General features: G+C 40.5%; 23 protein-coding genes. 4 read left to right on the forward strand and 19 right to left on the reverse strand.

Annotated elements, in window-relative coordinates; genetic code table 11:
• Nucleotides 1-95 precede the first annotated feature (95 nt).
• Nucleotides 96-539, reverse strand: a complete 444-nt coding sequence (locus BVC89_RS00150; RefSeq protein ID WP_086929281.1) for a hypothetical protein — start codon at nucleotides 537-539, stop codon at nucleotides 96-98.
• Between the two features lie 179 nt (nucleotides 540-718).
• On the opposite strand from BVC89_RS00150, the gene putP reads away from it, so the two are divergent.
• Entirely contained in the window at nucleotides 719-2,197 is a 1,479-nt protein-coding gene (gene putP / locus BVC89_RS00155; RefSeq protein ID WP_086929282.1) for a sodium/proline symporter PutP, read from the forward strand.
• 51 nt (nucleotides 2,198-2,248) lie between these two features.
• Here the strand turns inward: putP and BVC89_RS00160 are convergent, their stop codons facing one another.
• The 15 genes from BVC89_RS00160 to BVC89_RS00225 form a co-directional block, all read right to left on the reverse strand.
• On the reverse strand, nucleotides 2,249-3,103 hold the full coding sequence (locus BVC89_RS00160) for a sulfurtransferase (protein ID WP_086929283.1): 855 nt from the start codon (nucleotides 3,101-3,103) through the stop codon (nucleotides 2,249-2,251).
• A gap of 84 nt (nucleotides 3,104-3,187) precedes the next feature.
• Nucleotides 3,188-3,718: a hypothetical protein gene (locus BVC89_RS00165; protein WP_086929284.1), complete on the reverse strand. Its 531-nt coding sequence runs from the start codon at nucleotides 3,716-3,718 to the stop codon at nucleotides 3,188-3,190.
• Between the two features lie 108 nt (nucleotides 3,719-3,826).
• Nucleotides 3,827-4,264 (reverse strand): GNAT family N-acetyltransferase, encoded by a 438-nt coding sequence (locus BVC89_RS00170; RefSeq protein ID WP_086929285.1) that lies wholly within the window; start codon nucleotides 4,262-4,264, stop codon nucleotides 3,827-3,829.
• 99 nt (nucleotides 4,265-4,363) lie between these two features.
• Complete coding sequence (locus tag BVC89_RS00175) at nucleotides 4,364-4,756, reverse strand: DUF302 domain-containing protein (RefSeq protein WP_086929286.1); 393 nt, start codon at nucleotides 4,754-4,756, stop codon at nucleotides 4,364-4,366.
• A 135-nt stretch (nucleotides 4,757-4,891) separates the two neighbouring features.
• Nucleotides 4,892-5,428, reverse strand: a complete 537-nt coding sequence (locus tag BVC89_RS00180) for a lipocalin family protein (RefSeq protein WP_086929287.1) — start codon at nucleotides 5,426-5,428, stop codon at nucleotides 4,892-4,894.
• A gap of 207 nt (nucleotides 5,429-5,635) precedes the next feature.
• Nucleotides 5,636-6,796, reverse strand: coding sequence for an iron-containing alcohol dehydrogenase (locus tag BVC89_RS00185; protein WP_086929288.1), 1,161 nt, complete (start codon nucleotides 6,794-6,796; stop codon nucleotides 5,636-5,638).
• Nucleotides 6,797-6,943: 147 nt separating this feature from the next.
• A complete protein-coding gene (locus BVC89_RS00190; RefSeq protein WP_086929289.1) occupies nucleotides 6,944-9,442 on the reverse strand; it encodes a chondroitinase-B domain-containing protein in 2,499 nt (832 codons plus the stop codon).
• 329 nt (nucleotides 9,443-9,771) lie between these two features.
• Nucleotides 9,772-11,400: a serine hydrolase domain-containing protein gene (locus BVC89_RS00195; RefSeq protein WP_158657721.1), complete on the reverse strand. Its 1,629-nt coding sequence runs from the start codon at nucleotides 11,398-11,400 to the stop codon at nucleotides 9,772-9,774.
• Nucleotides 11,401-11,592: 192 nt separating this feature from the next.
• The gene (locus BVC89_RS00200) at nucleotides 11,593-13,863 is read right to left on the reverse strand and encodes a xanthine dehydrogenase family protein molybdopterin-binding subunit (RefSeq protein WP_086929291.1); all 2,271 of its coding nucleotides are present in this window, start codon (nucleotides 13,861-13,863) and stop codon (nucleotides 11,593-11,595) included.
• A 9-nt stretch (nucleotides 13,864-13,872) separates the two neighbouring features.
• Complete coding sequence (locus BVC89_RS00205) at nucleotides 13,873-14,328, reverse strand: (2Fe-2S)-binding protein (RefSeq protein ID WP_086929292.1); 456 nt, start codon at nucleotides 14,326-14,328, stop codon at nucleotides 13,873-13,875.
• A 159-nt stretch (nucleotides 14,329-14,487) separates the two neighbouring features.
• Nucleotides 14,488-15,102, reverse strand: coding sequence for a nucleotidyltransferase family protein (locus tag BVC89_RS00210; protein ID WP_086929293.1), 615 nt, complete (start codon nucleotides 15,100-15,102; stop codon nucleotides 14,488-14,490).
• Between the two features lie 2 nt (nucleotides 15,103-15,104).
• Nucleotides 15,105-16,133: an XdhC family protein gene (locus BVC89_RS00215; RefSeq protein ID WP_086929294.1), complete on the reverse strand. Its 1,029-nt coding sequence runs from the start codon at nucleotides 16,131-16,133 to the stop codon at nucleotides 15,105-15,107.
• A gap of 74 nt (nucleotides 16,134-16,207) precedes the next feature.
• Entirely contained in the window at nucleotides 16,208-16,369 is a 162-nt protein-coding gene (locus BVC89_RS29470) for a hypothetical protein (RefSeq protein ID WP_158657722.1), read from the reverse strand.
• Between the two features lie 127 nt (nucleotides 16,370-16,496).
• Nucleotides 16,497-16,844, reverse strand: a complete 348-nt coding sequence (locus BVC89_RS00220) for a hypothetical protein (protein WP_158657723.1) — start codon at nucleotides 16,842-16,844, stop codon at nucleotides 16,497-16,499.
• Nucleotides 16,845-16,925: 81 nt separating this feature from the next.
• Nucleotides 16,926-17,153: a hypothetical protein gene (locus BVC89_RS00225; RefSeq protein ID WP_086929296.1), complete on the reverse strand. Its 228-nt coding sequence runs from the start codon at nucleotides 17,151-17,153 to the stop codon at nucleotides 16,926-16,928.
• 1,256 nt (nucleotides 17,154-18,409) lie between these two features.
• Here BVC89_RS00225 and BVC89_RS00230 point away from each other — a divergent pair.
• A complete protein-coding gene (locus BVC89_RS00230; protein WP_086929297.1) occupies nucleotides 18,410-19,234 on the forward strand; it encodes a mechanosensitive ion channel family protein in 825 nt (274 codons plus the stop codon).
• 305 nt (nucleotides 19,235-19,539) lie between these two features.
• Nucleotides 19,540-20,511 carry a DM13 domain-containing protein gene (locus BVC89_RS00235; protein WP_086929298.1) on the forward strand — a complete coding sequence of 324 codons (972 nt, stop codon included), beginning with the start codon at nucleotides 19,540-19,542 and terminating at the stop codon, nucleotides 20,509-20,511.
• 20 nt (nucleotides 20,512-20,531) lie between these two features.
• Here the strand turns inward: BVC89_RS00235 and BVC89_RS00240 are convergent, their stop codons facing one another.
• From BVC89_RS00240 to BVC89_RS00250, 3 genes are all read right to left on the reverse strand, one after another.
• Nucleotides 20,532-21,161, reverse strand: a complete 630-nt coding sequence (locus BVC89_RS00240) for a hypothetical protein (RefSeq protein ID WP_158657724.1) — start codon at nucleotides 21,159-21,161, stop codon at nucleotides 20,532-20,534.
• Nucleotides 21,162-21,258: 97 nt separating this feature from the next.
• A complete protein-coding gene (locus BVC89_RS00245; protein ID WP_086929300.1) occupies nucleotides 21,259-22,494 on the reverse strand; it encodes a saccharopine dehydrogenase family protein in 1,236 nt (411 codons plus the stop codon).
• A gap of 122 nt (nucleotides 22,495-22,616) precedes the next feature.
• Nucleotides 22,617-23,423, reverse strand: a complete 807-nt coding sequence (locus BVC89_RS00250) for a sulfite exporter TauE/SafE family protein (protein ID WP_086929301.1) — start codon at nucleotides 23,421-23,423, stop codon at nucleotides 22,617-22,619.
• 1,159 nt (nucleotides 23,424-24,582) lie between these two features.
• On the opposite strand from BVC89_RS00250, the gene BVC89_RS00255 reads away from it, so the two are divergent.
• Nucleotides 24,583-25,656, forward strand: coding sequence for a MerR family transcriptional regulator (locus BVC89_RS00255; protein ID WP_158657725.1), 1,074 nt, complete (start codon nucleotides 24,583-24,585; stop codon nucleotides 25,654-25,656).
• Nucleotides 25,657-25,665 lie beyond the last annotated feature (9 nt).

Here is a 25,665-nt window from a genome sequence, read left to right on the forward strand (position 1 = left end):
CTCTTACTAAAGCATGGCTTTGAGCCGTTTGTATTAAGGTTTGTTTGTAAAGTGAACAGGCCCTAGGTAAATTGTCAGGAATTTCTTGTAGAGAATTACTTTGATAATCGATCGATAATCAGCTTAGCGCCTTTACCACCAATGGGGTTATTGGTAATAGCTGCTGCAATACCTGCACCTTTTTCACCATTTTGAGCTGCTTGTTTTAGATCTTTTTCAGCTTTAGCCTGAAGTTTACTCATGGCTATATTAGCTACTAAAGCTGCTCCTGGACCGTAAGGTGCCGCCGCCGCTATTGCTGCTTGTTTGCCACCATATTTTATTCCCAGAGCAACTGCTGTACGAGCAGCATTCTTTCTTCGGCCATTTTCTCCCAACGGCTGTAATAAGCTTTTAGTTATTGGCTTAGATAAAATCTTAGGTTTGGAGGTTTTTGCGCTGACCAAGTTTGCAGTATTGGTATCAATGGGCGATTTTTCAAACCCCTTGGATATCGCACCAGGGCCGGTAAATCTAGTAGCTGGAAGCATTGTCTTCATAATATTGGCCCCGTTTTAAACCAGATGTGTGCAAGTACATTTACGCACTTAACGTAGTAATCCATATGTACAGTGGGTAGCTCTAAATAAAGGAAAGTTCGCTTTCATGAAAATACCTCCTAAAGCGTTAATAAGATATCATTAAGAAAAAATAAAAATCGCCTAGGTAAATAATTTCTATGATCCTAACATCGACGTTTTTGTTGTATTTGATACTAGTTGCGTATATCTCCTGGTGGGCATATAAAAAGACTTCTGCTTCGGAAGATTATTTCCTCGGTGGACGTCAGCTATCTGCTACAACGGCGGCACTGAGCGCTGGAGCATCGGATATGAGTGGTTGGTTGTTGCTTGGACTGCCAGGATATGCCTTTGCCAGCGGTTTGGAATCCATTTGGTTGTCTGGAGGCTTATGTCTGGGGCTTGCTATTTGTTGGTTGAGTATGGCACGACGTTTACGTAGTTATACCGAACAGCTCGATAATGCCTTGACCATTCCTACCTACTTGCAACGACGTTTTAACGATAAAACGCCAGTGCTGCGTTTAGTGACCGCGTTTTTTATTTTGTTGTTTTTCTTATTTTATGTCAGTTCAGGCTTTGTCGCTGGCGCTAAACTATTCTCCACCGTCTTTGATACCGGCTACCAGGGGGGACTTTGGCTGACCTTTGGTTTTGTTGTCATTTATACCTTTATCGGTGGTTTTTTGGCGGTATCCTGGACCGACGTGCTGCAGGGTCTGCTAATGTTGCTGGCTTTATTGATTACACCGGTAATGGTGATAGTTGCCAATGATGGTGTGGGTGCTTCCCTGCAGCAAGTGGCTACTCTAAACTCAGAATTACTCAACCCTTTTACAAACTCTAAGGGCGAAGTTCTGAGCTGGATTAGTATCATGAGCCTTGTAGGCTGGGGCTTTGGCTACTTCGGTCAACCTCATATTCTGGCGCGCTTTCAGGCAATTAGGGAACATCGCGAAGTTCCACAGGCATCCTCTATTGCGATTATCTGGTCCTTAGTTGTCAATGCAGGTGCAATCTGTGTGGGACTATTCGCTGTAGTCATTTTCAATGAAAATGGCGCGATTAGTGATAATGAGCAAATTTTTATGATTCTTGCCAATACCCTGTTTCATCCTGTTATAGCAGGAGTGATTATGGCGGCTATTTTGGCGGCGATCATGAGCACTGCAGATTCGCAGCTACTTGTCTGCTCTTCAGCAATTGCAGAAGATATGCTAGCGGGAAAAACTCATCAGCAGCATAAATTCCTCAACCCGGTAATGCTCGGTCGAATATCTGTATTTGTCATTGGCTTTATTGCTCTTATTTTTGCTCTAGACCCCAATAGTAAGGTGTTGGATATTGTCAGTTACGCGTGGGCTGGTTTAGGAGCAGCATTTGGACCGACGATATTGATTAGCCTCTATTCTTCTCGTATGAGTAGGACTGCCGCTTTAGCGGGCATTGTTGTTGGAGGTACAACAGTTGTTGTATGGAAAGGGATTTCAGGAGGTATATTCGATCTTTATGAATTAGTGCCTGGTTTTCTTTTCTCCTCTATTGCGATATTTGTTGTAAATGCTTTGTACGACAATGATGATCAAGAAGTGAAACAGCAACACCAGCGTTTTCAACAAGACTTTCGGGCTAGTTAACAGACTCTAGCCTGAAGCCCATTTTTACAGCAGTATTCTCAATAGCGGTGCTTACTCACCCACCGCTATAGGATTGTCGGGGTTTTGAATCCACTCACTCCAAGAACCCGCGTAGAGGAGGCTAGCGTGAATTTCTGCTAAGTCCATGGCAAAAATATTGTGGCACGCTGTTACGCCTGACCCGCAAGAGTGAATAATTTTTCCCTGCTCGCCAACTGTTTCGAGTAAATGGGAAAAACGGGATTTTAGCTGTTCTGGTTTTAAGAACTTCCCAAATGCATCAAGATTCTCCATACAAGGTAGATTCAATGCCTGCGGAATATGCCCTGCAATAGGATCAACATTTTCCTGCTCTCCCATAAAACGGGGACGAGCGCGAGCATCAACGACAATATCTTTTTTCTCTTCGATATTAGCTCGAACCTCAGTGGTAGAGCGCAAATACTGCTGTGTGGTTGTATAGCGATGGCTGCTTGTTTGGACTGCAGGTGCTTCACTTGTTATTGGCATTTTTGCTTGTTGCCAGCTCGTAAAACCCCCATCTAATAGGTGGACATCTTTATGATCTACCCAGTAACGCAACATCCACCATAAACGTGCAGCAATGACACCACCTTTGTCATCATAAACAACGACTTTTTTCTCTGGTGACAGCCCCCATTTTTGCAGCTTGTCCAAAAATATATTGTCATTGGGAAAAGGATGGCGACCGGTTTGAGGTGTCACCTCTCGGCTTAAATCTTGCTCAAGATCTACATACTGTGCACCGGGAATATGGTTTTGATGATATTGCTCACGCCCGTAGTTTGGGTCGAAATCTGGACCCGGCATTGCAAACCGACAATCAAAAATACATAGGTTAATATTACTTAACTCTTCTTGCAGTTGTTGAGCTTGGATAAGCATGGCAGTTCTCTTTGTTTTTGCTTCATATACTAAAAACAAATGAGAGTATATCGTACAACTTTATTATAAATGCAGACTCTGAAATTATTTTTCCACATATATATCCAATTCATAGATACACTCTTCTTTTGGGCTAGCAATAATAAATGTACTATCGATGAAGTCTGTTTCCAATTTGCTAGTATTTATTTCTAAAAAAGCTAAGCTATCTTTAAATTCTGAATTTTGATGGTTTTTCAAATTGATGCGGATAATATTCTCAAATGGTAGAGTTCTATTGATATAAGCTGTATCTGCAGATGCCATGTACATATCTTCTACCTGGGGCCAGAAGCGCTCATTGTCGACTTCCATACAAAAGTCATCTGATCTTTGAAATAAAGTCGCCAAATTTTTGAAAATAAAGCGACTTTCAGGAGCTTGGCTGATAGCTGTTAACAATGCCCCACCTTTAAATGCCTCATCAGTATAAGCCCCATCACTGATAGTGGCCTCTGACAATGTAGTTTCATTTTTACTCACTGCGCCAATAGCAGTAAATGCTTTACCGACCAAAATATTTGCGGTTGAAGAAGGTCTGAGGCACTTCGCTGTTCTTACTTTCAATATACTCATTTTACTTCTCCTAAAAATTTATGAAGTAATCATTTTTAAGAGAATGATAAAAAAAGAAAAACGTGCTAACTCAAGGTAAACAACGAAACATTAGTTGAAATGTTGGAATTATAGAGTGATAACGGCGAGCATGTCTTCGTTATCTTCATCCATACCTATTTCAATAAAGCCGAAGCTGCCATAAAAATCTTTAGCAACTGGGTTATTAGGGTTATAACAGATTTCTATTTGCTGGATATTTTCGACAGCTTTAATCTCTTCCAGTGCTATTTGCAGAGCTGCTCGTCCTATACCTTGGCCCTGATACTTACTATCCACCATAAAACGCCAAATGGATACCTTATTTGTATCTTCTCGCACCCACATAAAGAAACCAACGGGAGTTTCATCCCTATAAATAGCTCTCGTTGTATGGTTTTGATTAAACATTGATTCTACTAACGACCACATATTACAAGCGACATAGTCTTGCTGATGCTCTGATACATCAAGATCACATACGTTTTCGTAGTTGGCCTTAGTGACTTCCTGTAGTGTTATTTCCAATAGTTTTGTCCGATCTTTTTACTCTATTAACTTGGTGGCTACATATATCGTCCTGATATATACTGCCGCCGGGTATAAAAGCTATACAAATTCATTTAATTACGCGATTGCAGCCGAAGTTAGCTTGTCCAAAGCTTCTGACATTTGATCGAATACTGGGCAATCAGCAATAGCGAAGCTTTCTTCTATTGTTTTGGGCGAGCGATAAGCAATATAAACTTTACCACTATCGTCTTTATAGACGACGACCCGCATTGGCAGGTCAAGAGCGGCTGCAATATTTTTCTGCATGATTAATGTGCCAGCTTTAGGGTTACCAAAAATGATGACCTGGGCTTCATTCATTTCCAGGCCTACTTTTTGTGCATTAGCTTGATGATTCACTCGTGCTACTACTCCTAGGCCTTTTTCTTTAATAATAGCTTCAAATTTGTCCATAGTTTCATTGACGCTATAAGTCGAAAGCTTAGAAACCATATTGTTACTTGTCATTCTGAACTTTACTCCGATCTATATTTATCTACCGAAATGCCTTAGGGCCTTTTAACTGGCCCTAAGACTCTACATAGGCGTTTGAGTTCAAATTTTTATATCAATTGGTCACATCTCTTAGGAATTCTATAGCTACTATAAGCTCTGAGGTGTCAATTCTAATTTAGATGTATCAATTTCTTTGGCTTCTAATTCTGAAAGTATATTTTCATATAAATCTTGATCGATAGTTGGAGTTCGGCTCAATACAAAAAGTGACGTGGTGGAAGGGTTGGTAACAACCGCATATTGATAGTCTACTTCATCTAGAACCACGATCAGGTAATTGGGAAGAGGTAAATCTGGTTGACCTGGAAAGGTCACTTTTAGCACAGCATTGCTTTCTGTATCAAAAACGTCAGCTTTTCCGGTAATTTCACTTACCTCACCATCAAAGCTCCCAACAAAGCCTTTATTCTCAACTTTAACACTGCCATCTTCTTGCAAAGAATACTCTGCCGTTATACCTACAAGACCTTCACTAAAAAAACTCGGATTAGCCGAAATTTGATACCACAACCCCATGTAACGCTCAATATCGACATAAGCGACAGTTTGAACTTTGCAGCCATAAAGTGTTGTTAAAGTTAAACATACAAATAAATATTTTATAACTTTTGTTACGCTATTCATTTTAATTCCTCTGTGAGTTTTTAATTTTCCACTTATACGTACACTATTTATTTGCCAGATGATGAAAAAATAAATATGGCATTATGAACATTGAAATTACATGATTATCTACAGAATAATTATTGGTCATTCATTTTGATTGACCAATAATTACATAGAAGCGGCGTTTTATTTTTTGCAGAGAAATAAGTGTTAACTGTGATCTTTTTAGTAGGCGAGATTTAAAATTTCTTTCGACACATCTAGACCTAAATCTCTTGTCTCAGATAAAGCGGTCATACCATTTGCATTTAAAGCATCTATAACATCGTCAATTTTATCTCTTTCTATACCATAGTTAGAAAGTTTTGTTTTGATGCCCAAGCTTTCAAAAAATTCTTGGGTTCTGTCGATCGCTAAATCAATAGCTGTACTCTCATCTTGCTCATTAATATCCCAGACTCTACGTGCATATTGAAGAAGCTTAGCATGTTTATTTTCTTTTCTAACTCGCCAAAGAGAAGGTAAAACAATTGCTAAAGTTTGCGCATGATCAATCCCAAACATTGCTGTTAATTCATGACCAATAAGATGGGTGGCCCAATCTTGAGAAACACCGGCTCCGATAAGCCCATTAAGTGCATTACTCGCACACCAGACTAAATTTGCTCTAGCATCATAGTCCGTAGGGTGATCAACAGTTTGTTTACCTATCTCAATAAGTGTTTTAAGAATGCCTTCAGCTGTTCTGTCTTGAAAGCGTGCATCTACTGGTTGGGTAACATACTGCTCGACTGTGTGAACAAAAGCGTCGACCACACCGTTAGCCACTTGAATTGGCGGAAGTGTAAATGTTATTGAAGGGTCAAGTAGGGAAAATTGTGGAAAAACTAAAGGGCTAGAAACCGAGTATTTTGCTGCTTTGTGACTGATAACTCCAAAAGAGTTCATTTCTGAGCCTGTAGCTGGAAGTGTGGCTACCGTGGCCAAAGGAATTGCGTGAATGACGTGTTTTGAAGCAAATCCAGGTTTTAATAAGTCTTCTGAGTTTTTACCTTGGTAGCTTATAGCCATAGCGATAAACTTTGTTCCATCCATAACAGAACCGCCACCGACGGCGAGAAGAAAATCAATTCCTTCCGCTTTGGCAATTTCCACAGCCTTCATTAATGTAGTGTATGTTGGGTTGGGTTCAATACCGCCAAATTGAACAACTTTTCGCTCGCCTAGAGCCGCGATTACTTTATCCAAAACGCCGGTTCGTTTTACTGAACCCTGACCATATAGAACAAGAACTTTTGCATTACTGTCGATGAGTTTATCAAGCTCCGAAATTCTATCTTTGCCAAAAATAATTTTTGTTGGATTGTAAAAATTAAAGTTATTCATATTAAACCCTGCTATTCAAATGCGATCAAAAACGTACTTCGACCATTATACGCTGCTAACTGCAGGTAATATCAATGCATAAAAAAGGCGTTGTAAGAATGCAACGCCTTCTTTTTCAACACTCGGGTGAGTGATGTTAAAACATATTTATGGACGATAGTTTATCGGACCGACATCCCTTGACGTTAATGGCCGTTTTCTGATGGTATCGCTTGAGACTTCATCGGCACCAGCATCGGGGTTGGTTGCTCGACGTGTTTGGCCATCCATATCAACCCCAATAAAGGGGAAACTACCAAAATCATTACTGCCGCCAGATAAAACAGGGCTTGTTGATTGCGGACGATAGAGACCATCACTAGCGCGTAATAACTGAGGATCGATAAAGGTAAAGCCCGTTAACGATGACAGGTTACCATCAGAAAATGAGTCGCCGCTGATAAAATTACCAGCAAACTTTGATCCTTTGGGAATCCCTTCATCAACATTAATAAATACCGGGCCTTTGGCTTTGGCAACAATATTATTGATCATTGTAATATTGGTGGGATGACGTGAAGCTCTGCTTTTACCGCCAGCGAAATTAATACTATTGATGCAGTCAACAATAGTGTTATGTGCGATAAAAATATTGTCCACTTGCTGATAACCGCTGTCGCTAGAACCGTCCGAATCGGTTAATACTATGCCACCGTTAAAGTTACTGGCTTCAAAACTACAACCTTCAATATAATTATTAAATACGCGGTGATTAGCATCGGTCAAGCGAATACCACCAGTGAAAGGATAGCCATCGGCGAATATGAAGTTATGGCTAATTTCTGCATCACTACCATGGCGTGAGACAATTGATCCATAACTGTTACGCACGGTGTTATGACTGATAACATTGAAGCTGGATTTATTAGAAATAATCTCGGCTTCGCCACGAATTTTTTCAAAATAGTTGTACTCCACTCGCGAGTAAGCGGCGGCTTGGTGTGTGCCACTGGTGCCCATGCGCACAGCTTCAAACTCATTATCTGATGTATCGGGAAACTCTTTCCCATCAACAGGAGGGCGGTTACCAAAATAGTTGTGGTCTATTTGTGCATAGTCAGGGTCAACTACTCCTCTATCCACAGTCAGCAATGCCCCTCGATTAGCTTTGCCGCTAAACCAACTATGGTCTATGCGGTTGTGCTGGCCGTAGATTAAAAACCATCTATTGCTACCTTGGAACTGTTGATCCCAATCGATAACTGTAATTTCGGTAATACGGCAGTGGTTGCACACCGCGCCGCCGCGACCACGCGTTTGGAACAGATCGCTACTAGAGGAGTTACCATTTCTGAATGTTATTCCCTGGAATACCACATAGCTTCCTGACATCCTTACCTGTGAGTCCCCTTCAAAGAACACTTTACCGGGGTTGACCGCTGCGACAGTGACGGCCTGATTCTCTGTACCATTACCTTCAATCGTCAGCTCAATGTCTTTATAGATGCCATCGGTAATACATATTGTTGTGCCAGGGCTGATAGACGAGTCGGTATTGGATTCCAGTTGAGAAGCATTTGATACAGTCAATGTGCAATTTATATCCGGCACAGTATTGAGCACAGAGGGTGGTAAAGGTGTGGTACTAGGTGCTGGAGTCGGCGAAGGTGTAGATGTTGGTGCTGCCGTGGGGCTTGGTGTGGGTGTCACCGTTGGAGTGGGCATAGCGGTTGGGCTTGGTGTCGATGTTGGTGTAGGGGTTGGCACGGGTGTGGTGGTGGGGCTAGGTGGTGTGCCAGACAAAGTATTAATTCGCACCTCTGTAAGACTATTCCAGAGACTTCCGCCGTCGTTGCCATGGCCGACAATTCGAACAAATTTGGCTTCTGTATTGTTGAGGTTAAAATTTTGCAAAGCCAGTATTTTTAAAGGTTGGTCGCCACTCCAAAGAGTTTGCCAAGTATTACCACTAGCAGAAACTTGGATATCGATGTTGGTGCGTCGTCTATCGCCTCTATAAAAAGCGATATCGACACTATCAATTATTGTAGGTGTTGGTAGTTCGTATCTTATCCATTGGCCATCACCAAGCGCTGACCAGCGAGTGTTAAGGTCATTATCCAGCGTATTTGTAGGTGAATTGCCATCATCGGAGCTAGCCGTAACTTGAATGGTATTTTGCGTCGCTGGCACTTCATTAATTTTTACTTCGGTCAGGCTATTCCACAAAGAACCGGCATCGTTGCCATGGCCAACTATACGAATATAGCGGGCGGTGATATTTGTCACATCTATCTTCTGGAGGTCTAGGCTTAATTCAGGCTGATCGCCACTCCAAATATTTTGCCAATTATTATTATCAGATGAGGCTTCGACATCTATTCGTGTTCTTCTAACATTGCCGCGATAAAAAGCGATATCGAGGCTATCTACATTTTTAACGGACATTAAATCATAGGTAATAGATTCACCATCTCCAAATGCTGACCATCGCGTAGATAAATCATTATCGAGAGTATTGGCAGGTATATTACCGTCGTGTGAACTGGCACTGACACTAATGCCATGTGTTGTTGCGCTAAAAAATAACAGTGTTAAAAAAACTGGAAAAGATATGGGCGCAAGAAAACAACGTTTTATCAAACGTTTCTTAGTTAACATATTCATAACCTAACCTTGTTTTTCATTATTTTAATTAGCTAGGGCTTATTTGCGGGCAGCCATTAGCTAGATTTTTGGTAAATCCAATATATATTTTTTTATTTATTTCCAGGTATAGAACTTACTGGTATTACCAGTTTGAATTACAAAAATAAGTAAGTAGTTGGATAAAACACACAATATAAGTTATTAATTTTTTATTTTCTATTAACATTAAGACAAAAATTAATTAATTTGGTATGTCCAATTTGTATATATCGAGAAGAGCGAAATGGTATTGAGGTATGAAATTTACGTACAGATAATAAAATATTAGTTTTTACATAAGGCTTTTATTATTCAATTTTTTCAAAGATTAAATTGGCATATTTTAACTGCTCCTTTCCATCTGGGTTAACAACAAATACAGTTTCTCCTAATCCGCGCCCTATTCCTGCAATGACAGCCTGATCATTGCTTTGTGATTGCAAGACAAATTCTAATTTGTCTCCCTCTTCTGTTTTTGCATAAGCGATAATAAAACCATCACGTATTTTTAAACCGCCTGAAGGTAAATTAATAACTTCCAGTGGATTAACAACACGGTATTTGCCTATGCGTTGTTGCCATGCTGTATGAATGGGCGTAGGAAGAATTTTTTCTCCTAGTAACACAGTTAGTCCAAGTGTATTAACACCAATTAGAACTTCTTTGTTATCTACTTTTCGTATTGCTAAGCCGATATTATTTAAGCCACCTAGATTTATGGGGAATATACCCATAAACCGATAACTTAAATAATAAAAACCTTTGGCTTGGCGTTGGTGTAAACGTAGCTTTCTACCGGCTATTGTAGCGTAGAGTTTGTTTCCTTTTCGATAAATTCTAGCTAGACCTGCGGCTGTAGCGTAGTGGCCAATAATATCTTGATCGCTAATATGGTCTTGTGAAGAAACCTGGGGCCAATAGCTATGTTGGGTTGGTGCCGGCTTTCCTGTTTTTGCCTCATGCATTAGGACTAAGGCTTTGTTAGCAATACGATGTAAGCTCGCGCTGGCGTTGCGTGAATTAGAGAGTAATATCACACCGTATTTATGTTTGGGTGAAAATTTAATAAGTGCGCGGTGGTTTACCGTAGCACCGCCATGGCCAACAACTGAGTTTCCTCGATAAAAAATGCCATCGTAATAAAATAAACCCAAGCCAACTCTCTTGCCGAAATTTAAAGTTTTATCGGAACTGTAATCATCTAAAATATGTTCAATGTTCTTTTTTTGTAAAATATTTTTTTTACTTAAGACGCCGTTATTATTAAATAACATAATCAATTTTGCTAAATCTCGCCCGTTACTTGTTAAGCCTGCTGCAGGTACATCGCGAATAGATAGTTCTTGCTCGAACTTATTTTTTTTATAGCCTACCGCTGTTCTGGGAATATGTGGGGTTGGGCTAAATGCTGAGCTTTGCATGCCTAAATTTTTTAACAATGTATTCATATAGTTTTCATAACTTTTACCACTGACTTTTTCAATAACAGCGCCGATAACATCAAAACCGAGGTTAGAATACGAAAATGCCGTATCTATATCTCGTGTAACGTAAGTGCTATTAAGGTAATCAAGGGCGCTATGAAAATTAGCCGGTGTTGAACTCCACATACCTTTTATTAAATCTGAAGGTAATCCAGATTGATGAGTGAGTAGCGATCGAATAGTAATGGGTTTAGATAGAGGTGAACGTGTTTTCGGTTGGAATTCGGGTAAATACTCATTTACACTACGGTCAAGTTCTAACTGGCCTCTCTCTACCAGTTGCATAACAGCGATGGCATTAACAAGCTTGGCGATAGAACCTGCGCGAAATAAAGTCTGTTGATCGACTTTTTCTTGTGTTTTTCGGTTAGCGTAGCCAAAGCCTTGTTGCCATACGATATCTTGTCCGGCAACAAGCGTTACACTGACCCCCGAAATTTTATGTTTCCTCATTTCCCTGTCTATCATCCAAGCAAGATGCTCTCGGGTATATGAGTAATTATTTTTTTCTATAGAAGGCTTATTCGGCGCCTTGGCTGGTGTTTTGATTTGAGCACAGGCAAGCAAAATACTTATCATCAATAAAGATGTAAGTATTTTGCTGAAACATTCGAAGCTCAAAGGCCGTATTTCTAAGTTTATGGTTTAAACGTTATAGACTTTATTAACAGGTAAATCGCGTATACGTTTGCCACCTGCTGCGACGATGGCGTTAGTAAGGCTAGGTGCTACGGGGGGAACACCTGGCTCGCCAACACCTCTTGGGGCGTCGTTGCGGTCTATTAAATGGATATGAATCTCAGGTGACTGAGACATACGTAGAACGGGATAATCATGGAAATTCGATTGTTCTACTTTACCATCTGCAAAGGTTATCTCACCAATAAGTGCTGCACTTAAGCCAAAAATAACCGCTCCTTCCATTTGAGATTTCACGCGATCCGGATTGACAGCAAGTCCGCAATCTACTGCACAGTGCACTTCATCTACCGTTAGTTTTCCATCCATTAAGGTAACATGGGTTGCTATTGCCACATGGGTCAAAAAGCTATAGTGACAGGAAATTCCCCAACCTTCGTTTTTGGGTGTTTTCTTACCCCAGCCAGATTTTTTGGCAACCAACTTTAAGGTGTTCTTTAAACGTTGTGTTTCAAACGGATACTCATCCATTGATTTACTGTAATTAGAAAGCTTGTAGCCGTGACTGGCGTAATCCATATTGCGATCACTGCCGATCATTTGCATCCACATGTCCACAGTATCGTGGCCTGTTTCCTTTGCCAGCTCATCCACGAAACTACCCAAAGCAAAGGCTTGTTGGATATTACATACAGAACGCATCCAGCCAATTCGGGTATGGGCGAAAACGGGGGTGGTATCCACCTGTTCATTAGCCACATTAAAAGGCGTATTTGTTAAACCAAGATCCAGCTCTGAGTTTGAAGGATTATCGCCTTTGATATTCCAAAGGGAGCCGATGGAAGGATAGCAAGCACGGGCATGGAAGGCAGTGATATCTTTCTTTTTGTCCATGGCTGCTTTTAGTCGAACCGCACTAATAGCGTGGTAGTAGCCTTGTCTAATGTCGTCCTCACGGCTCCACATGAGTCGCACAGGGCGTCCATTTAATGCCATGGATACATCCGCTGCTGCTAGAATAAAATCAGGCTTTGATTTTCTGCCGAAGCCGCCTCCTAACAGGGTCACATTAACTTTAACTTGATCGTCTTTAAGTCCGAAGCGCTCCATTAGATTTTTTTGCGCCGACTGAGGTGTTTGTGTGCTTGCCCACACTTCTATCTTATCTTTAGTGGCAATTGCGGCGGCGGCCATAGGTTCCATTGGAGCATGGACGAGATAGGGCACAGTATAGAGTGCCTCGAATTCTTTATTGGCCGCAGCAAACGCTTTATCGATATCCCCTTTCTTACGCACAATATTCGCTTTGCCATTTTTGATGGAGTCTTTTATCTCCGCCATATATTCAGCTGAGTTATGGTTTTGGTGAGAGCTTTTTTTCCACTGAATTTTAAGTTTTTTGCGACCTTCAAAAGCTGCCCAAGTATTACTTGCAACAACTGCAATTCCGGGAAGGGGGTGAAAAACCGCAGGCATTGGCCGTGCTTTAATTTCAACTACATCAATAACACCGGGGACTTTTTTCGCTTCACTAGCATCAAAAGATGTCACTCCTCCATCGAGATAGGGGCACTGTTCGATACTTGCATACACCATATTGGGTAAATCAACATCCATACCGTAGACAGTATCGCCAACCAGGATTTTTTCCAAATCAACAATTTCAACAGGCTTTTTAATATAGCGAAAATCTTTTGTCGACTTGAATGTTAGCTCTGCAGTTTTAGGCGTGGGTATTTTCGCTGCAGCTTCAGCCAGCTCACCATAAGTGAAACTAGCCTTCGTTCCTTTTCTGATAATCTTATGGTTTTCCGCCTCACATTGTTCTAATGGAATGTTCCATTTAGCGGCGGCAGCTTTTCGTAACATCAGCTTTGCGGTAGCCCCCATTTCACGCATCACCGAATAAAAATCTCTTACGCTGCGCGAGCCATCTGTATTTTGGCTACCGTAGGCGGCATCTCCTCGAGCTTGCACAACCTTTACCTTATCCCAGTCGGCTTCAAGTTCATCGGCTACAACCTGGGGTAAACCTGTACGCGAGCCCTGCCCCATCTCAGAGCGGTGAGCAACGATATAGACCGTATTATCCGAGTCAATTTGGACAAAAATATTCATCGCAAGCGCATCTTTCGGTGTTTCTGGTGCGATTGGGAAAGGTGCATTAGCAACAGCAGGTAAGGATACCGTTAAACTCGATGCTCCAAGTGCTAGTCCACCACTGGCTTTGCCAGTAAGAGATAAAAAGTCGCGACGAGAAATTTTGGATATGGTCATAGTAAGCTCCTATTTCTTCATCTTAGCTGCTGATTTAATAGCATTTTTTATTCTTGGGTAGGTGCCACAGCGGCAGATATTGCCCGACATAGCCACATCAATTTCACTATCGCTGGGCATTGCATTGGTTGCTAGCAATGCAGCTGCTGACATCATCTGGCCAGATTGGCAGTAGCCACACTGAGGCACTTTATGTTCACGCCATGCAAGTTGTACTGGGTGATCGGCATTTTCTGATAGACCTTCGATGGTTGTAACTGATTTACCTTTTGCAGCCGATACCGGCAAGCTACAAGAGCGTATTGGGCTACCGTCCAGTAATACTGTGCAGGCACCGCATAAGCCTTTTCCGCAACCGAACTTAGTTCCTGTGAGTTTGGCTATATCTCGAATCGCCCAAAGTAATGGCATATTGGGATCGACATCCAGTTCGACTGGTTTATCGTTTATTTTTAGTGTTTGCATAGAATTTCCCCTTTTGAACTCTTAGCTCCGTATAACAGACTGGTTCAACGGTAGTTTGCTGTATCAATAAAAGTTTATATTGAATGATCGTGCGGATAAGTTACTGCGAAAGTTATTTAATTTATGGCCAGCTCTAATAATCCTAATAAAGAGGTGGTCTTATAATGTATCAATTTGCCAATCGTTAAGCTGGCGCTCTGTGTCTATATCGTATTTTGCTTCTTCAAGAGCAAAGGCTGTTACGTTTTGCTGTTCTTGCTCAATAAGCCATTGCGCACCTTTATCACTTTGTAATTCTAGTAGTGCACTAAAATATTGTCTCGGAAATATAGTGGGTGCTCCGAGTATTTGGTTATAGTGCGCAGCAACGATTCGAGTAGGCTGCTGGTACCAAACTTCTCGCATATCTTTTAGTTGACTAGCGGTGATTGATATTTGGTCCGCCAGTAAAATTAATACACCATCGTAAGCTTCATCACTAATTTTACGAATACCAGAGGCAATCGATGTTGAAACCCCTTGTTGCCAATTACTATTAACAACAACATTGACTCTTGGAAAGCGTGTTTCTATTGCACAGGTTTCCATAATTTCATCAAGATAGGCTCCCAGGACTAAGTTAACCTCACCTGGAGCCACATCTAGAGCTCTTTCCAAACTATGTTCAAGTAAGGTTTTCTTAAAATCAATAGTGGCTAGCTGTTTGCAGCTACCAAATCGGCGCGAGCTACCTGCGGCGAGTAACACATACGCCAACCTTGGGTGATGACTCATACTTAAGCTCCTTGTATTTTGTTCTCGAAATTAGATACTCTCACCCGACCTTCAATAACTTGATGACATTCCGACAAAATAGATAACGCGATAGTTTCTGGCAGTGTTGCCCCGATATCTAAGCCCGCTGGCCCACAGTAATATTGACTAAAATCTCTTTTATTGATTTTTGCAATACTTTCAACTTTTTCTCGCCGATGTTCTGGCCCTAAGATACCGATGTAACGCGCTTTGGATTTGTGTGCATAAATTAACGCGTCAGCGTCAAGTTGTAAACTATGAGTCATAATAACGATAGCATCGGGCTTTAGGTCTTCTTGCCAAGTATTCGCCGCAGTTCGGATTATGGTAGCTTTTGGGAAGTCACTCGACTTTGCGTACGCAACACGCGTATCTGCAACTGTAACCCGCCAGCCAATATTTTGAGCCAATAATGCCAGAGGTTGAGCATCAAGACCACCGCCAAAAATTAACAAATGAGGCGCTGGGCAAATAAGCGACGCTAAGCATTTTTTGCCATCTTTAGTAATCAGTTTTGATTGTGACTTATGTTTTTTTTCAAAAAAAATTTGATCGGATTCTGCAGCTTCAACGCTCCAGTTATGGGCATCGGTGCCGGGAGGATCAATATCTTGTAGATAAATGCTACTCTTGTTTTGGCTTAAGCTATGGTGGATTTTATCCAGGCCTAAATAATTATGTTCTGCTGTGAGAGGTTGCAGAATTATACGAACCGCTCCACCGCAGCCAATACCGCGCTGCCAACCAGAGTCACTCTCGTGGCGTAAGTCATACTCCTCGATAAGAACTTTATTCATCATCAAGGCTTTACGCGCTTGGTTTACAAGTTCTCCTTCTAGGCAGCCACCGCTCAACATGCCGTACATCTGACCTAGGCTATTGAATAACATCATTGCACCAGCTTTTCTATAAGTAGATTTTTGGGTGCCGACAATAGTACCTAATACCCAGTCCAGTTCATCCCTGCGTGGGTACCAGTCTTGTAAAAGCCGATCGAAACGAATTGTCATTGAGTGTATCCAGGCCGATTATTATTAGCTCTATATCTATATAGGTAGAATTGTATCAATAAGACATTATTATATTATTTTTGATTCATCAATTTATTAAAAAATTCCCTAGTCTTAACCCAAAACTCCTCATGTGAATCTTTTTTTACAGGATTATTGCTATTCTCTAGCGCCTTCAACTGAGAACAGAAGTTTTCCCGGTATTTTTCTGCAATATTGCCATAATTATATTTCATTCTAGCTCCCCTTCATTAGTATCGATTGAATTAGATTTCAGAGGAGCATAAGACCTCAAGTTAAGTTGAGGTCAACAATAATAGGGGGATCCATGGCGATGTAGAGATTTTCCTCGATAACAAAGCCCTATTTCTTTTTGGGATATTTCTCAATAATCATATCTGATTTACTGCGTAGCGATGATTTACTACGTACAGAATCGAATACAGTATCATTTTGATCAGGTTTTTCTGAGGATTTCTTTGGCTGAGATTGAGCTTGATTTGTCTCACCAGCTTTTTTCTCTGGTTCTGAGGGTTTCTCTGGCCTCAAAGCGATAAAAGAAAAAGTGATAAAGATCGCGAAACCTAGGCCGAACATCAGCCATTTTACAATAAATGACAAGCCGATATGCTGTTCAGCATTTTTCAACTCTGCATAAGCGATGAAATCTCCATGCAGCCGGCTGACGATCCACCAGTATAAGAGCAGCATTATCGTGGCAATAATGACTTTTCGATACTTTTTCCAAATTACAGCGGCAAGCGTATATTTAATAACGTGCTTAAACATTGTCTATGAAAAAAAGTTCAAGCCCAGTAGCGCCAATGCAGCTAACAAGCCTTTCTCTTTTAACTCGCTCTTAATTTTGTTTTCTTCCTCATGTACCACTACTTCGAGGTCTTCTTGAGAAAAATCTTCAGGGTCACGTCCTGCAATCACAATACGTGTTTTAGCTCTACTTATTGCCTTTTCACGGACAATAGCACGATATTTGTTCGGAATATAAGACAAAAACTTCATGTTCTATTGTCTGCGCTCAGTTAATAAATAAGAACAATGTGCCTGTGGCCTTTAACAGCCTTTAATAGAATATTGGGCATATTTTTCTTATTTAAATGTATGTTCTATTTCTATTCATTGTAATTTCCCACTTTATCAATAAGGCCATCTGTTTGATATAGATAAGTGTACTAGTGGCAAGCATAATGGATTATTCAAAATGCTTCTCACCAGTGAAGTTCTAATTTCGTTAGGTTGAGGGGCGGGCGGGATGAAATAAAGTAATAGTTATATTGTTATTTTGTATGTTAGATATTACGCCAATTTTCCTCAAAGCTGCTTGGAAAACCATCACCTAAGCTTTGTTTGGATCAGTTGTATATCTAATTTGGCCTATATAGACACATTAATAGCCTTGCCTTGCTGAAATATGATCGCCGATAACATTGAATGACGACATCAAGGTGATGATTTTGGGTAGATCATTTCTGCAAACACTTTCAATAAACTAGCAAAGCACATCATCACAAGGTGGTCACTGTGCGCCTTGTATTTTTAATTGTGCTAATGAGGGTGACCAAATTGATGTAAGTGAGTAGTTGCTTTCAGTGTGTAACTGTAAACATGAAAAGGCTGTGGATCATACTCTGTTCAATTGGGTTTCTTTTAAAACCGCTATTGCTAATGTGAGCTTTCTGGCCGGATGTGGTGAGACTAAGTTAATTCATCCCACAGTGATACTTAATAAGAGGTAAATTGTCTCGATTTTGGGTCGGTCGATAGTTTTGATACTGTGATCGGTGGTACGGGACAATAATGTGATTACCGGTTTGATGGACTTCAATCAGAGAGATGGCCGGCGCTAAAAGCCACTCAAATGGCGGAACGAAATAAAAGCTGACCGCATGTGGCCAGAGCTTTTGTGACATCACCAAACTGAACCAAACAGAAGCTTTGGTAAAAAAGGGAAAGGCCCATTCTTAGGCTATGTAAAGAACCACATTGGATGAAGACTAGCTCAGTGAAAATAGCTTTAGGTTATTAAACAGGTTTTTTGCTACTGAGTAAAAACCCTCTTATTGATATTACTCACACAAAAACAATAGATGCTGTAGAAAAAGCAAATGATAATAGCCGCAATGTGAATATTCATACACGCCATCGATAATAATGAGAGTGTATTTTGAACATAGAAACTGTGATAATCCTTTCTCATTATAGAGATGCCCTAGAGCCTTTTGAAGAAGGCCAAACAAACATAAAAGAATGAGGATGCTATGGAAAACCTTGGCGCTGATATTCAGCAGCTTCAAAAAGTCTACGATATTATTGTAAATTTTTTGGTCACATACAGCTTCCAGCTGTTGGGCGCACTACTGGTTATGTTGGTGGGTCTATTCGTAGCTAATAAAGTTAATAAGTTAGTTTTAAAAGCTTGTGAAAGTAAAAAATTAGATATTACGCTTTCACGCTTTATTGCAAATATCGCCAAAATAGTCGTTGTGGTTATGGTGGGCATTATCTGTCTGAATATGATAGGTATTAGCATTACTCCTTTAGTGGCTGCTATCGGTGCTCTATCTCTCGGCGCTGGTCTCGCAATTCAAGGCCTACTTTCCAATTATGGGGCTGGTCTCAATATCATTTTAACGCGGCCATTTATTGTAGGCGATACTATTTCAGTGCAGGGTGTGAGCGGTCAGGTACAGGATATTTTTCTTGCTTATACAATTCTCGTTAATGAAGATGATGTAAGAATTACAATACCTAACAAGCATATTGTCGGTGAGATTATCCACAACTCTGATGAAGTAACTCTAGTGGAACTTGATGTGGGTGTTAGCTACAGCTCCGATTTAGAGCAAGTAATTAACGTGTTAACAGAAGTAGTTGAAAAGCATGACTTGGTCGATGAAAAAATTCCTGTTCAAGTTGGAATTAAAGAGTTTGCTGATAGCAGTGTCAATTTACAAGTACGATATAGTGCTCTGACAAATAGAGCGATAGCTTCCCGCTTTGCCATTAATAAACTTATCTGGGATACCCTACAAGAAAATAAAGTTGCTATACCCTTCCCTCAAAGAGAAGTGCGAATGCTGTAACAACTAGCCCTATTTTACTACGGACTACTAATACACGTTTAAGGTGCTTAAAAGTTAGTGGATACATTGCCATATCCATATTTTTAGAAGTAAATAAAGGTGATACATTGGCTACACTTTTGTGATGAAGTCTCTAATGCGTTTTGTAACTCTCTTTGCACGATAATTGTACGGATATTAGGGGCTATCAAATTAGTGCTAATAGGCCTGAAATAGCTTTTGCTGCAGTATACGCTTGCATAAAAATATGCTTATTTAAAGTTTCCCGTACGCGATATTTTTCTTTTATCTGTGGGGAGTTTTAAATGTTGAATAAGTACGGTTCGTGTTTGTTAGCAGTCTTCTGCTTTTCATTATATGGATGCGGCAGTGGTGGTTCCGGTGGCAGCGATAGTGGATCTGGCGCTGCAGCTGCAGCTACTCCAACCCCGACTCCTGTTCAAAGCCCAACACCAACGCCCACTCCCGTAGCTGTTACCGGACGATTTGTTGATTCTGCGGTTGAAGGCTTGCGTTATCGAACGCAGACACAGCAAGGTACAACTAACAGTGATGGGGAATTCCTTTATATCGCGGGAGAGGAAATTACTTTCTCCATTGGTGATATTGATCTTCCCACAATTTCAGCTACAAGTTTAATTACTCCCCTAGAAGTATTTAATACTACAGATTTCTCTAACACATCCGTGGCTAATCTTGCTCGATTATTGCAATCGTTAGATGTAGATGATGATCCAAGTAATGGTATTACTATTGCTGATCAAGCCCATGAAATGAGTATGGGGTTAAATATTGATTTTGCAGCAACTTCCTTCGATACCGATGTGGTGAATCTAATAGCAAATAGCGGCTCATCTCGAACAGCGCTACAAACTACTGAAAATGCTGTTAGCCACCTTATGCAGACTTTGGAGATGTTAAATGCTGCTGCTGGTTGTGGTAATGACCATCCGCTAGTCGGATCAACAGCGACATTTTCCACATTTCAGCATAATGTTAGTGGCGACTTAAGAGTAGTTAGTAACTGCCGCATTGAAATAACTAACTTTAATTACGATGGTGGAGGACCTGCTGTAGCGTTTTATGGAGGTACTGATGGTGACTATTCTTCGCCAATAGGCTTTCCTCTAGGTGCTGCGATTAATGGTCGGCCCTATGTTAACGAGACAATAACAATCGACTTGCCCAACGGCGTAACCTTGAATGATTTCGATGGTATTAGTGTCTGGTGTTTTGTATTTGATATAAATTTTGGCGATGCAATTTTCGGACGTTAAGTCCTGTTAACAGGACCTAACTATAGGCTAGAAGTCTGTTGTGCTTCTGACGTTGTTGCTGGCGCATTATCTTTTAAAAAGTCATTGTGCCGCTTAACCCTCTGGGTAGCAGCGTAGAACTCATCCTCTACAAAAATCTTGGCCATATCTTTTACCAGCTGGTTCATAGCTACGATAGCCGTTCGGTCGTAGTTGTTGATGGCATTGATTGATGTGCGTACACGCCTTTTCCAGAGCAATGCGCCGTCGCGGGTTTCTAGGCGCAGGTGCAAAATAATTGTCCCCCAGCTTGAAAAGAAGAAGTTGCCAAATTTGATCTCTTCAACGTGGGCGCGAAGATATCCTGCATTGGCGGATCGAAAAGAAGTCTTTAGATCAGAGTTATAACCGGCAGCAACCAACGCTTGGCCGATACTCTTCATTATATTCGCGCTAGTGTCCCCCTGAGCCTTGATTGAGCCCACAGGTATGGTTAACAGCGTGGTCTTACCAACTTTGTTAGAGGACAAGCCTGTAGCCCTACTGGCGACGTTCACAGCCCCTTCACGTTGTACTTTAGGTGTATATGCCTTGGTGGATTTTAGCTCATCAATAGATGTACATCCGCTAAGAGCAATAGCGAATAAACCAAACAATAATACCTGTTTCAAAACTACCTCCACCCATATTTTTATACGCCATAAGCTACTATGGCTCGTGGCTTTCATCAAGGAACAAATGCTCAGAGCTTCTGACCTACGCGAGATTTTACGCGTCTTTTATGTCAAAACTGATGCCTGCATGTGCTTGTAAGCGGTCAATAAGTTTATCACCGAAGATTGTGGCTGGTGTCCAAAAGCCGCCTGCAGGTTCTTGTTTAGGAATATCAAGGGCTAAACAAGTAGCGGCCTGCGCTAGCATTTTAGCAGTAGAACCATAACCTGGATCTTTATCACCGCTAACAGTGCAATTGATGCGCTTATTTCCGGGTAAGCGTCCAACAAAGGATAGGCAATATTTGCCTTCGTCTTGCTGTTGCTGACTAGGACCTTCGCCCGGTTTCGGTATGAAAAAGCGTTCTAGCAACCAGCGCAAAGGAGAAATGGCGGCCGCGACAACCAAAGCCCCCGAAGCTATTGCCATTCTACTTGCACGTTTTCGACCTCTGCGACCTGTACCAGTTAGTATTGCTTCATCATATTTAAACTCTCTACCGTATCTGTTTCCCATAAGTGCATTGGAACGGTGCACTATTTTGGTATTTATGCCTTCCATAACAAAAGGTGCTAACCAAGATTCTGTCAACTCATCATATGCCGCATAGCGATGTTGTGTTTGCTGTGTAGAAAAAGTGTGGTTACTTGGGCATAAAGCGTATGGAGTCGACATCGCTTGGCGTAACGCTGGAGTCTTAGATATCTCTTTTATTGCGTTAATTAAGCTTGCATATGTTCCGCCCGAAAACGCACCTTTTAATTGCGTTACCCGCATGTTGATTTGATTGCAGGGTACGGTAAATTTTTCTTCGGCATGTTTTTGCGTGAAGTAAACGCCAAGGTCCGATGGTATTGAGTCAAAGCCACAGCAGTTAACAATGCGAGCCCCACTTTGTAAGGCCTGTTGTTGATAGCGGCTGATCATTTGTAAGATCCAATGAGGCTCACCCGTGATATCACAATAATCTGTACCTACTTCAACACAAGCTTTAATTAGAGGTTCGCCAAATAATGCAAAAGGCCCCACAGTAGATACGATAACGCGTGTTCTCTCACATAGTTTTTTCAATTGCGCATCATCTTTAGCGTCGGCTATGAATATATCTGGTCTGTTCTCAGAGTTAAGTTCAGAAGTATGTGTTTGTAACTTTTCGAGTTTTGCTTTTGATCTGCCAGCAATGGCCCAGCGCAATCCATTATTAACGTGTTGCGCCATATATCGCGTCATAATTTTACCGACAAAGCCTGTGGCACCAAAAATTATTATGTCGTATTCAGTTTCGCTCATGATGTACTCGAAATAAGGAGCTGGCGTTAATAAGCCCCGATATGAATGCTTGAGAGAGCTATAAGCTCCTCCAAGTGTATGTTTTTATATTTAGTGATGACGATAAAAATAATTGTGGCATTTTAACTAACTACTGAAAATAACATCTTTGCACTTAATAAAAATAATAACAAAGCAAACACTCTCTTAATTATCGGAACGGGTAAATAATACGCAAACTTTACGCCTAAGGGTGCAGTAAACACACTTAATGCTGAAATAATAATCACAGCGGGTAAATATATAAAACCGAAGCTTAAAGGTGTGGCGCTGGTATGCTGCCAGCCATTAATGATGTAACCCAGGGTGCCTGAAACTGCGATAGGAAAGCCAAGAGCAGCAGAAGTGCCTATTGCTCGCTTAATTGGAACATTGTGCCAATGCAGGAATGGAACACTCAGGGAGCCTCCACCAATAGATGCCAGAGCAGATATTCCACCAATAATTGAGCCTACACCAAATAGTTGTGCTCGCCCTGGAAGTTGGCGGCTAGGGTTGGGCGTTGCACCTACAAGCATCTGTATTGCAGTGCAGAACATAAATAGTGCAAAAAAGCTCGCTAAAAATAGTGCGTTGGCAAAAGCCGCTAAAAAAGTAGCGGCGAATGCTCCAAGTAAAATTCCTGGAGCCATTGATTGTACTACTGCCCAGTCTACGCCCTGGTTTTTGTGATGAGCCCTTAAGCTTGAAAAAGATGTAACGACAATAGAAGCCATAGAGGTTCCAAGCGCAAGATGTACCACTTGCTCTAACGGCATTTTTTGCCATAAAAATAGCGACGTCAGTATTGGTACCATTAATCCGCCGCCACCAACACCAAGTAAACCTGCAGTAAAGCCAACAATCCCGCCAAGAGCAATTAGGGATAACATAAAAGGTAAATCAATCATAAATCTATCTCTGAACCTGTTATTAGATCCTAAATTTTTGAATTATATGCGTAATAGATCCTATAAGCGAAGAACACCCGATATTTGCTTCGAGTATATGTGGGTAAATCAGCTCAACTGTTGCAATGAGTGTAACGAGACTTTGTGATTTGCGCGTGAATGATTAAAAAAAATTTTAATAAGATATCATCCTGGTTTTCAAACGTTTGTTTCAGGCTTAGTACCTAAAAAAAGACTTGTTTTTTAGGTGCGCTGTTAATAAAGACGCTTTATAGCAGTAATATAAAAATTCCTAATAGAACTGATAAATAATATTTTTAGGGATTAAATTTTGTAAGCGCTTTTTTATAGAGTTAATAAATAGCTTACTTAAATAATTCTGAATGCCAGTGTTGTACTAGAATTGGTACGATATATTTACATGCCAAAATTATAGTTATAGATATCTATAACTAAATTTTAATGGATAACCGTCATTAGTATTAAATTGATGCGACAAAAAAAAGTACTGGGTGTCATTTTAAGTATCCTTTCGCAGAGAAATACGCTTATTTTTCCAAATAGAAAAACTTTTATCTCAATAATTTTCTATGGTATTTTTTAAAAAATATTCGATCAATTCGCACTTTAAATTTATGCTTAAATAAAAGTGTGAAATAAGTCATGCTTAGGCTGGGCATAAAAAAAACACTTTGAAGTATGTGTCTCTAGTAGTAAATACATCATGCCTGATGCATTATTAAAAATAATGGAGAGGCGTTTGTTAGATTTTAAAAATAAATAAAATACCGATAACTATTTAACAAACAAACAATAAAAATACCCATAAAAACACGATGTTTTTTTTTAACTATTAAAACGTCATATCTCACAAAACTATAAAATTTTAGCTGTTCTCCCGGCCAAATTATTACATTGAAGTTTCCATTTAAAATTAAAATGTCTGTTGTATCAAAATGTATCCAAAAAATTACAAACTTAAAACTTTAAAGGCTTATTAAATAATAAAATGCGCTAAGATTGTTGCTCGATTGATGTCAAGCAAGAATTACTCGTTTAGTTTCTACCTGCAATTGGAATGTTTTAGTTAGTTTGAATAGTATATTTTTTTAAGCTGCATAGCAGTTTGCTTAAGACATAAATCTACATGCCCATTCTCATGTCATACTCACAAGAGGTGGGATTTTTTGAAAACTCATTATACGGCGGTTTTTTTGTGGAGCAGAGGATAATTGAAGTAGCGAAATATTCATCTTCGGGTAACTTAAGCATTGGTACTGTTTCTAAGCTCACAGGTATCTCGGTACACACATTGCGAGCATGGGAAAAGCGTCATAGCGTTGTTAGCGTGGTGAGGTCAACAACAGGTCGTCGGCTATATCATCCAGATGACGTCTACCGCCTGCGCTTATTAAAGCGCCTAACAGTATCAGGCCATAGCATAGGTAATATCGCACCCCTTAATGATGAACAACTCGAAAAGATGTTTGACCTTGAGGATAAGTCGGAAAACCATGTAGCGAAAGTTGAGTCGGTGCAGGCAGTAGATGTTTGCATGTATGGAGAGCGGCCTCTTGGTAGCCTTAACCTCAAAAATACTCTCGAACAGTCGATTAATATTAGATTAGAAACTTCTGAAATCGGAGAATTGAGAGAAACTTTATCCGGTAAGAAGCGTTATTCTGTTGTAATGATTTTTGATACTGTGCAAAAGTCGCAATTGAAAATGCTCAGACAGCTGAAAGACAGTGAACCAAACCATCGTTACTTTCTTGTATTTAGTTTTGCTCAAAGAGAGATGATTGATGAATTGAATGCTATGGGCTTTTTCTTGCTGAGAGCACCCATAAGCTATGATCATTTATTTGAGCGTGTACTAGAACGATATCGTTCAGATAGACAAAGTGGCGTTAAAAGTAGTGCTGTTGAAAAATCTGTTGAAGAGATTCCACCGCATAAGTACACGCGGCGTCAGTTGGAAAAACTTTCTCAGACCCAAGCGTCTTCTGTAAACGATTGCGAGTATACAAATCAGATAGCAGAATTGATTCGTGCATTAACAGTATTTGAAAGTCATTGTCAGCACTGTGAAGCAGTCAATACTCAGGACTCAAGGTTACATAACGATGTATATAAGTTAACTGCTCAGGCGAGAGACTTGATGGAGCGTTCAATGTCGCTCGTGCTTAAGTCTGAGAACATTAACTTAGACCATGTTAATTCTGGAAGGTAAATGCTATAA

The organism is Agarilytica rhodophyticola (assembly GCF_002157225.2).
Classification (GTDB): Bacteria; Pseudomonadota; Gammaproteobacteria; order Pseudomonadales; family Cellvibrionaceae; genus Agarilytica; species Agarilytica rhodophyticola.